The sequence below is a fragment of the Facilibium subflavum genome (genome assembly GCF_003574485.1).
In the GTDB taxonomy this organism is placed as follows: Bacteria; Pseudomonadota; Gammaproteobacteria; order Francisellales; family Francisellaceae; genus Facilibium; species Facilibium subflavum.
In genome coordinates this window covers 1-1,901 of record NZ_QLIT01000129.1, presented here as the reverse complement: position 1 = coordinate 1,901, position 1,901 = coordinate 1, and the positions used below count along the sequence as shown (strand labels likewise).

Genomic DNA, 1,901 nt, shown 5'->3' with positions numbered 1-1,901 from the left:
CAAGGCGAGCTTTATCATATCAGTCAAACAGGGATTACTCAGATTTCACTTACAACCAGTAATGAAAACAGACAAAGCGATGGCGGTGTGATTGTGAAATCAAGCACCTATCAAACAAGTGATGGTAATGAAGCGGCAATATCGGCCATTAATTTTGTTGAAAATCACTTTTTTCGCCAGGATCCATCGATTGATTATCCCTTTGCTGATTTGCTCAATATTAAAGGCCATGGCGCACTAGTCCCATTACAACAGGCAGCCAGTGAAAACCCTGCGTTACTTGCACAATTAAAACAGGTCATGGCCACACCTGATAGCGCATCGATTCATAAGCTTCTACTGGCATGGGTAAAAAGCCAGTCAGATTTTGAGACTTCCTTGTCGATTTTAGAGGGTGTTGAAATCGATGATGGCACATTCGTCTATGCTGATATTGGTGATAAGACACGCCAGTTAATCGAGAAAGTTGCCATATTAGAGGCATTCAATGGCAGTCGCTTATTAGACTATTACATCAACACCATATCAGAAGGTAAGCTTTATCAGGTAATGGTGCGCGTTGGTAATCAGTTTAGAGGCAGTAAAGCGATTTTTAAAGGCCAATCGGCAAGCTTTTCAGAATGGGAGTTTCAAAGACTCACCCGTACTGGAAGAAGGGATCTGATTGAAGCAGGTTATCAATCTTTGATTGAGGACACCCAAAAAATGGTTAAAAGCGCACAAGCCATCGTGCTTGCTGATAGGGTGATTGATGAGCTTAGCACTTATATTGCGCAAACCACACAACAAGATGATGTGCTTAGCATCGACTGGCCAGCTGTTAAAGATTTTCTTTATCAAAGGGCTGATTCGGCAGTGTCATTACAGGCGATTGATATCATCATCGACACCTATGGCAAACACTTGCAAGGCCTGGGGTTTGAAACACAATCAATTATCCCTGAAATTTTACAAAACCCATCAATGCAATTAGTCACTGATTTATTACAAAAAGGTCAACTGGATTTACTAAGCACCAATAGCAACTTTATCAGTACTCATGCTGATAACTATTCCGAGGATAATATCCTGGATGGTACACCAGATGATAACTATATCTGGGGGCTTGGTGGTGATGATGTTATCAAAGGTGGTGATGGTCGTGATGTTTTAGTGGGTGGTGATGGAGATGACACACTTTATGGCAATGGTGGCAAGCCGCTTTATAAAAACGAAGATGTTGATATTTTAATCGGTGGTCAGGGCAATGATATATTGTATGGCAGCGGTGATGACAGGCTTTATGGAAATGAAGGTGATGATGTCCTGCATTCAGATGGATTTATGACTGAAAACACCCTTGAAGGCGGCCCAGGTAATGATACACTTATCAGCTATCGCACGATCACGACAACGATTATCTATCATATCGGTGATGGTAAAGATCAAATCTATCGAAATGGCTGGAGCCCTTATGATCACTTTAACGATGTAATCGTCTTTGGCCAGGGGATTGACTTTAATGATCTGCATTTTGATAAAAAAGATAATAATCTTGTGATTAATTTCGATGACTATCCCAATGATCAGATTACCATTCATCAGTTTTATCATACGGATAATGTCTATCGCACCAAAATTGATCGGATTGTGTTTGATGATGGCCGTTATATCACAAGAGATAATATTCTTAATGGCAATGCAGTTTATATGACAGACAGTCCTTTGCAATATTTATCAGGTGGTATCAATGCACAATATCATGTGGATTTCAGCGTAAATCATCAAACCATTATCAATCACAAAGGCAATGATACCGCGACAAAGGAGACACTTTTTATTGATGGGGCAAATAGTGATGATTTGTGGTTTACACGAGAATTGAGTAACCTTATGATTAAAAACCTTGCGGATGAAGATAC

1 pseudogene is annotated in these 1,901 nt (G+C 40.1%); it reads left to right on the top strand.

Going from position 1 to position 1,901, the window contains the following annotated elements:
• Positions 1-1,901: pseudogene (locus DNK84_RS08310) on the top strand (calcium-binding protein); the annotation flags it as partial.